The following is an 8,103-nucleotide window of genomic DNA, read 5'->3' on the forward strand; positions in this document are numbered from 1 at the left end:
TGCCCGACATCCACGCCGCCGCACCGAAGGGCATGACGATCACGCCGCTGTTCGATCAGTCGGTCTTTGTCTCGGACGCCATCTCCGACGTGGTGCGCGAGGCGGTGATCGCGGCCGGGCTCACCGGAGCGATCTTCCCCTTCGTCGGGCAGGACTATTTCCCGCAGATCGAGTCCAGCCAGATGACGCTGCACATCCGCACCCGCCCGGGTCAGCGGATCGAGCAGGCGGAGAAGCGGTTCGCGCAGGTCGAGGACGTTGTCCGGCAGGTCGTCCCGAAGGACGAGCTCGGACTCATACTGGACAATATCGGTCTGCCGGCCTCGAACTACAATTTCGCATTCATGGATGCATCGTTCGTCGCCTACAATGACGGCCAGATGCTGATCAACCTGAAGGGCGAGCACAAGCCGATCTCGTTCTACGAGGCACGCCTGCGCAAGGTCCTGCGTGACGCCTTCCCGGACGACGTCTTCTATCTTCAGCCCTCCGATATCATCACGCAGATCCTCAATTTCGGCACGATCGCCCAGATCGACGTGCAGGTGTCGGGACGCCACGACGCCGACGATCTCGCCGTCGCGCGCGATCTCGTGCGCAAGATCTCGGCCGTCCGCGGGGCGGTCGACGTCCACCTCCACCAGATCGTCGATGCGCCGCAGATGTCAGTGAACGTCGATCGCAGGCTCGCCTCGGAGATGGGCGTCAGCGAACAGTCGATCGCGCAGAACATGAACGTCTCGCTGTCGGGCTCCTTCCAGGTCAGCCCGAACTTCTGGGCCGATCCGAAGTCTGGGATGCCTTACCAGCTCTGGGTCCAGACGCCGGAATGGCGCAATGCCGACATCGACCAGCTGATGAACACGCCGGTCTCGGTCCATGCCACCGGCCATGACAGGCCGGGCATTCCAATCCTGCTGTCGAACATCGCCACGATGCAGCGGCAGCCGGAGCAGACGGTGATCAATCACGTCAACCAGCAGCCGACCTTCGACATCCTCGCCAACGTCCAGAACGCCGATCTCGGCAGCGTCCGCAACGCCGTGGACGGGATCGTCGCCGACGCGCAGGCCAAGCTGCCGGCCCCGGACAAGATCCTGGTTCGCGGCCAGATCGAGAGTATGGAGAGCGCCTTCACCCGGATCGAGATCGGGCTCGGGATCGCGCTGGTGGCGGTCTACCTGCTGCTCGTCCTGAACTATCAGACCTGGGTCGATCCCTTCGTGGTCATCGCCGCGCTGCCGCTCGCGTTTTGCGGCATCGTGATGAGCCTGTTCATCACCGGCACCGCCTTCTCGATCCCAGCGCTCTTCGGGGCGATCATGTCGGTCGGCGTGGCGAGCGCGAACTCGATCCTGCTCGTCACCTTCGCCAAGGAGCACCGGGAGGCCACGGGCTGCTCGGCGCGTGAGGCCGCCCTGATGGCCGGCCACACACGGCTGCGGCCGGTGCTGATGACCGCCTCGGCGATGTTTCTCGGCTTGATCCCGATGGCGATCGGGTCGGGCGAAGGCGCCGAGCAGAACGCTGCCCTCGCCCGGGCGGTCATGGGCGGGATCGGCATGGGTACGCTCTCGACGCTGCTCTTCGTCCCGCTCCTCTACACCCTGCTCCGACACAGCCCGATCAAGCCCCTCGAGGATTATTGATGCGCCTAGATCCCGACGCTCACGCGTTCGACGCCCACGAAGCCACGGAGCAGGCGCATCACCACGCCGTCGAGATTGATCCCCTGCGGCAGGACGGGGCAGGGGAGACGCTGGCGCATGCCGACCTGCCGCCCCCGCGCAAGCGGCCCTTCCTGGTAGCCGCCCTGGCGCTCGGAAGCGCTCTCGGCCTCGGTGGCTGGCACCATTGGCAGACCTATCAGGCCTCGCTGGTGACGCAGGCTGAGACAGCCGACTTCATCCCGACGGTGCGCACCCTGTCGGCCACAGAGGACGATCGGCCGATGATGCTGACCCTGCCGGGCCAGACCGAGGCCTTCGACCATGCCGACATCTTCGCCCGCGCCACCGGCTACATCGCCGAGCGCCGGGTGGATATCGGCTCGCGGGTGAAGAAGGGCGAGCTGCTCGTGCGCATCGCCGCCCCCGACCTCGACCAGCAGGCGCGCCAGGCCGAGGCCCAGCTCGGCCAATTCCAGGCCCAACTCGCCGTCGCCCGCGCCGATGTCGAGCAGGCTAAGGCCAACGTTACGCTGGCCAACGCCACCGATGCCCGGACCTCGACGCTGGCCGGACAGGGCTGGGCCTCCAAGCAGAACGCCGATCAGACCCGGGCCGGCATGCTGACGGCCACAGCGGCCCTCACCGCTGCCGACGCGAAGGTGAAGGTTGCCGAGGCGAACATCACGGCGCAGCAGGCCACAGTGGACCGGTTGCGGACGCTGACCACATTCGAGAACGTGGTCGCGCCGTTCGACGGTGTCGTGACCGCCCGCATGGTCGATGTCGGCGACCTCGTGCACGCAGATTCCGGCGGGGGGACGCCGCTCTTCTCCATCGATAGTACGGATGTCCTGCGCGTCTCGGTCCAGGTGCCGCAATCGGCGGCGGTGCGCATCCATGACGGCGTCCAGGCTCGGGTGCGCATCGCGCAGATGCCGGATCGCGTGTTCGACGGGACGGTCTCGCGCAGCTCGGTCGCCCTGCGCTCCTCCGTGCGGACCCTCGACACAGAGGTCGACGTGAAGAATCCCGATGGGATCCTGCGTCCCGGCCTCTACGTCGCCGTGACCTTCGCGGTGCCGCGCACGCATCCCCGCGTGACCGTGCCGTCCGAGGCGCTGATCTTCGATGCGACAGGGACGCGCGTCGCGGTGGTGCAGCCCGACGACACGGTGCGGCTCCGCCCGATCACGATTGCACGCGATCTCGGCACCCGACTGGAGCTGCGCACGGGGCTGAAGAGTGGCGACACGGTCGTCCTCAACCCCCCGGCGACCCTCCAGGACGGTGCTCGGGTCGTTCCGAAGGGCGATTCCGTCTCGAAGGCGCCGACCGCCAAGCTCTCCGAGTGGGCCAGTGCGGAGTGAGGAGCATGAGCCAGCCCAATCACGATCTCGTAAGCTTTGCCGGCCAAATGACGCATTCCACCAACGGAGACCGACCGCCATTTGACAGCGCGCCCGGAGAGGATAATCCCGGCTCCCCTGCAAAGCCGCAGGAGACCAAATCGGACAACCGGATACAAAATAAGAAGGAAAAAAGAATGCCCAGTGTATTGGTCGTCGAGGATGATCGCCGCGTTGCCGCCGAGATCGGTTCGGCGCTGACGGAATACGGCTTTCAGGTGGACGAGGCGCCGAGCGGGACAACCGGTCTGCGGAAGGCGCTGGAAGGTAACTTTGATGTGATCGTCCTCGATCGCATGCTGCCGGAGATCGACGGCCTGTCGCTGCTCACCAAGCTGCGCGCCGCCAAGGTCTCGACGCCCGTGCTGATCCTCAGCGCACTCTCGGCCGTCAACGAACGCGTCGATGGCCTGCGCGCCGGCGGCGACGACTACCTCGCCAAGCCGTTCGAGTTCATCGAGCTGACCGCCCGGGTCGACGCGCTGGCCCGCCGCAAGATGGCCGCCGAGACGATTAACGAATTGGTGGTCGGCGACCTGCGCCTCGACTTGATCGAGCGGGTCCTGCACTGCGCCGGTCGCGAAGTCGAGTTGCTGCCCAAGGAGTTCGCGATCATCGAGTTCCTGATGCAGAACGCCGGCGTGCTAGTGAGCCGCAAGATGATCTTCGAGTCGGTCTGGGGCTACAGCTTCAACCACCAGTCGAGCGTCATCGACGTCCATATCGGCAAGATCCGCAAGAAGCTCGACCCCGATGGGTTGAACCCCCGCATCCACACGGTGCGCAACACGGGCTTCATCCTCCGTGCGCCTTCTTGACGTCCGCCGCACCAGCGGCTTCCGGGTCGCGAGCCTGTTCTTCGCGACCTTCGGGGGTGCTTCGCTCGCCCTGTGCGGCTTCCTGTACGTCGAGACACGCAGCTACGGCCGCAAGGCCGCCTTCGAATGGGTGGAATGGGAGTCGAAGCACCTCCTGAACCTGCCGCCCCGGGCCCTGCGCGAGCGCATCGACGCGTCGGAGGACTTCGCGGAGGGTGGGCGCCCGCTCGTGCTGTTCGGGCCAGATCACGCGCGCCGCGCCGGTGCGCCGATCCCCTACCCGGCGACGGCACCGATCGGCCATCCCTTCGTCCTGACGCAGCAGACGGAGCACGGGACGCGCACGCTGTTCAGCGAGCTCACCCAACTCCCGAGCGGCGAGTCCGTCTTGGTCAGCCGCTCGGCCAAGGATCTCCAGTCCCTTGAGAACGCCCTGGTCGAGACCTTCTCGTGGGGCATGGCGGCCACCATCGTCATCGGCCTGATCGGCGCCGTGATCTTCGGCGTCGGATCGCTCCGGCAGAACGACGCGATCACATCGGCCGTGGTGCGCATCATGCGCGGGGACCTGAGCGAACGGCTGCCGACGCGCGGCGTCTCGGCCGACCTCGCCCATCTCACCCGCGTGGTGAACGACATGCTCGACCAGCTCCAGCGGCTGATGCTGGAGATCAAGGGCGTCAATGAGAACATCGCCCACGATCTGCGGACGCCGCTGACCCGGGTCATCGGCACGCTGGAGCGGTCCCTGCGCAAGGCCGACAGTGTCAAGGCCTTCCGTGCATGCAACGAGGATGTGCTCGCCGAAGTCCAGTCGATCGTCGTCCGGTTCTCGGCCTTGCTGCGCATTTCCGAGATGGAGGATCGCCTGCGCCGATCCGGCTTTACGCAGGTCGACCTGAGCCGGCTGCTGGAGGATGCCGTAGAGTATTACGAGCCGCTTGCGGCCGAACGGGGCATCCAGCTCCGGTGGGAGCGGCCTGACGGCGCATCCGAGGTGGAGGGCGACCGCAGCCTGATCTTCGAGGCCGTCAGCAACTTGGTCGACAACGCCTTGAAGTTCACCCCGTCCGGCGGCTGGGTCGAGGTCGCGCTCCTGCAGAATCCCATGGCCATCCGCGTCACCGATACCGGCTGCGGTATCCCCGCCGAAGAGCTGACTGCCGTCCGCACCCGCTACCGACGCGGTGCATTCAGGACCGACAAGAGCGGATTCGGGATCGGATTGAGCCTAGTCGATTCGATCGCCCGGCTCCACAGCGCGGTCTTCGATCTCGCCAGCGACGGGACCGGTTGTTGTGTTACCCTGCTCTGGCCGTTCCAGGATTGCGGCCCCAACGGTCCCGGTGTCGCCCGGACCGAAGCCGTGTGAGGGCTGCGGCATCGGCGGTCAGTACCGTGGAAGGGCTGGCGTCGCCTGCCGCCTGAGAGCGCTCTTGCCGAAGTGGAGGCCGATTCGGCGTGCGAGAGCGCGTCACAAAGATGGCGCTTGCGGCAGGCGACCAGCCAACAGGTCAGTAGGACGGCGCGCTGCGATGGTACGTGCGGGTGTTGAGGTGGCTCCACTGCCGGTTCGACGGAACCGACCCGGTATAGACGGGCTGCTGTGGCACGGCCGCGCTGTACCCGGTCGCGCCCTCCCACATGCCGCCCGCCTTATCGTTCCCCTCTGAGGAAGACCACGCGTCGAGACCGCTCCCGTTCGTCCGGACGATGAGGCTGGGATCGATCTGCGCGGCGGACTCGTGCGCGAAGGCGGAGCCCGAGATCAGCATGGTGCCGAACGAGCAAGCCAGGATAAGGTTTTTCATGACTCGATCTCTTGTATCTGCTGTCGCGTGTCGGCGACGGGAGGACACAGTGCGACGGTGACGAATTAAATTCTATCTTTTCTTGCGGAATAATTCTTTCGGTCTTTGAGTGAATTTGAATTTATAAATTCCGTTTCAATCGGATAGTCCCGTGAAGACTGCCGCCGATGCTTGATACCGTGCGCTGCCATGAACGCTCGGCCCCACGGGCCTGATCAAAGGGAGGACGCTCGAAGCGCCGTCACCGTGAAGCCAAGACCCATGAGCCCGGGCGGGAGCCTGCTGGGCTCCGGCGGCTGCGATCAGGGTCTCGACACCGAGGCGCCAACACGAAAATGCCGACCGGTTTCCCGGTCGGCGAAGTCTTATGGGTCTGAAGCTCTGGGTTGGATTCGCCCTGCTCCGGTACCTGAGCCCGCCGAAACCAAAACCACAGCCATCGCCCACTCAGCGGCCCAAAGAGCCTCCGAGGAGCTAAATTACTTGTACAGCACGTGGTTGGATGGGCAATAAAAATAAGTTTTAAGTGCTTAAAAATCGATCGGCACAGGCGTTCGAATTCAAACGAGTAAAAGGGCTCGGCCTTTCGACCGAGTCCTTTTGCCAATGCATTCAGGGTGGAGCGCGGAGAGGCCGCGTTTAGAAATCCCGCTGCACACGGAACCGGAATTGCGCCGCGTCCTGCGCATTCACGTAGCGCAGCGAATTCTTAGAGATGTCCGGCGTGACACCGCTGTTCAGCGCGGTGCGGATGTACTCGCCCTCGACGCCGATATCGAGATCCTTCACCGGGGTCCAGATCAGGCTTGCACCGGTGACGACCTGGTTGTTGCCGCGTAGCACCGGGCTCGTCGCGAAGGCCAGGGCGTTGGCGGCGCTGGCGCCCGCCGGTGCGAAGCCGAAGCCCAGGAGCCCGAGGGCGTTACGGCCCTTCGTGTTGTAGTCGATCTCCGCGTAGCTTCCGAAGAACGCCGAGCGCCAGGCGGGGCTCCAATAGTGGAGAAGCGAGGCGACGGCCGAGAACGTGGTCGACAGTTCAAGCCGTCCCGTGGCTGGGTTCAAGACGGCGTCTGCGTAATATTGGGCGAAGGAGCCGCCGCCCACCGGAGCCGCTGCGAGGGCATCGTACGGAGCCGTGTAGTTCGAGATGCCGGCATAGGTCAGGGCACCCTGAGCGTACGCGCTCTGCAGGTAGAGCGTATCGCCCTTGGCAATGAACGGCAGGTTGACTTTCAGGCCGCCCTGCACCGCCCAGCCGTAGGCGTTGGAGGCTCGGCCGGTTGGCGAGATGCCGAGGGCGCTGGTCGCCGTCGTGACACCGGCCACCGTGCTGCCGGCATCGCCGGCATTGATTTCGTGGACGGCCGCCGACAGCTGGGCAGAACCCCACGCTTGGTCGATGCGCGCGACGCCGATGAAGTCGGGCGTGCGGCTTTTCTGGGTCACGTCGACGAATGCGACGTTGCCGGGTCCGACGACGACTGGTGCCAAGAAGGTCGAGGGGGTGAAGGGATTGAAGGCGTTGCTGTAACCGGCAAACCCGCCCGCGCCCGTGAAGGCGCCAACCGCGGAACCGGTTCCAAAGATCGGGAAGCGGCGATAGGTCGGATCCTCCATCGAGGCGGTCATGGTGACGCCGTTGCCGAACGTGGCCGTGTAGGCCAGCAGGTTCGTGCTGAACGTGTCCGAACCGGCGGTGCCGCCGATCAATTCGAAGTCGTGCGCGTAGAAATCGAAGAACGAGGAGGCCCGGCCGGCCGTCAACCCGGCGAACTGAATGAAGGCCTTGTCGGCGTTGACGTAAGTCTGCGTACGGTTGAAGGCGTCGGCCCCGAGCCCCGGGAACGCCAAGCCCTCCCGCTGACGGGATCCGGAGGTGAGGAAGGGACCGCTGCGGTCGGCGAGGTCGAGACGCACGAAGGCCCGTAGAGTGCCGTAATCGGTCTGCGTGCGGGCATCGAGGTTGATGCGCATGAGGCCAAGATAGCCGGTCAGATCACCGCCGGTTCCGGTGCGGACCTTGCTGGTCTGGTACAGGAAATCGTACCGCGCGCGGCCTGAGATACGAAGACAGGTATCGCTGCCAGGAATATAGAAAAATCCTGCACCGTAGGCGTTGCATACGCGCACATACTCGATCGGCGCGGCTTTCATGGTTGGAAGGTCGGCGGCTTCTGCCGCGACGCCTGAGACCAGCATCGCCGAACTGCACAACAAGAGCGTCTTGAGATCGGTCATTGTATCCCCACATGCGACGCCGCGCGCACATTCGTGCAGGCGACAACCCAAAGTTCCGCGTTCAGGCCACGGAAAGAGTCCGTATCCAGCGATCTGCCGCAGTATTTTAGATATTTGGCCGCTCACGAGATCGGCAGCTTGACCGTATCGGAGTGAATTA

General features: G+C 64.9%; 6 protein-coding genes. 4 read left to right on the forward strand and 2 right to left on the reverse strand.

Annotated elements, in window-relative coordinates:
- From FV233_RS26725 to FV233_RS26740, 4 genes are all read left to right on the forward strand, one after another.
- A partial coding sequence (locus FV233_RS26725; protein WP_246690101.1) for an efflux RND transporter permease subunit occupies positions 1-1,649 on the forward strand: 1,649 nt, incomplete at its 5' end.
- Positions 1,649-3,037, forward strand: coding sequence for an efflux RND transporter periplasmic adaptor subunit (locus FV233_RS26730; protein WP_147899315.1), 1,389 nt, complete (start codon positions 1,649-1,651; stop codon positions 3,035-3,037). The genes FV233_RS26725 and FV233_RS26730, both read left to right, overlap by 1 nt.
- A 176-nt stretch (positions 3,038-3,213) precedes the next feature.
- Entirely contained in the window at positions 3,214-3,894 is a 681-nt protein-coding gene (locus FV233_RS26735) for a response regulator transcription factor (protein ID WP_147854090.1), read from the forward strand.
- Positions 3,881-5,266, forward strand: a complete 1,386-nt coding sequence (locus FV233_RS26740) for a HAMP domain-containing sensor histidine kinase (protein ID WP_147854084.1) — start codon at positions 3,881-3,883, stop codon at positions 5,264-5,266. The genes FV233_RS26735 and FV233_RS26740 overlap by 14 nt, the downstream gene beginning before the upstream one ends.
- 142 nt (positions 5,267-5,408) lie before the next feature.
- Here the strand turns inward: FV233_RS26740 and FV233_RS26745 are convergent, their stop codons facing one another.
- Positions 5,409-5,705 (reverse strand): hypothetical protein, encoded by a 297-nt coding sequence (locus FV233_RS26745; protein ID WP_147854085.1) that lies wholly within the window; start codon positions 5,703-5,705, stop codon positions 5,409-5,411.
- A 639-nt stretch (positions 5,706-6,344) separates the two neighbouring features.
- Positions 6,345-7,943, reverse strand: a complete 1,599-nt coding sequence (locus FV233_RS26750) for a porin (protein ID WP_147899316.1) — start codon at positions 7,941-7,943, stop codon at positions 6,345-6,347.
- Positions 7,944-8,103 lie beyond the last annotated feature (160 nt).

The sequence above is a fragment of the Methylobacterium sp. WL7 genome, assembly GCF_008040085.1.
Lineage (GTDB): Bacteria > Pseudomonadota > Alphaproteobacteria > Rhizobiales > Beijerinckiaceae > Methylobacterium > Methylobacterium mesophilicum.

Coding starts and splice junctions, on each gene's coding strand:
- FV233_RS26735 (WP_147854090.1), top strand. CDS start 3,214: ATGCCCAGTGTATTGGTCGTCGAGGATGATCGCCGCGTTGCCGCCGAG.
- FV233_RS26745 (WP_147854085.1), bottom strand. CDS start 5,705: ATGAAAAACCTTATCCTGGCTTGCTCGTTCGGCACCATGCTGATCTCG.
- FV233_RS26750 (WP_147899316.1), bottom strand. CDS start 7,943: ATGACCGATCTCAAGACGCTCTTGTTGTGCAGTTCGGCGATGCTGGTC.
- FV233_RS26730 (WP_147899315.1), top strand. CDS start 1,649: ATGCGCCTAGATCCCGACGCTCACGCGTTCGACGCCCACGAAGCCACG.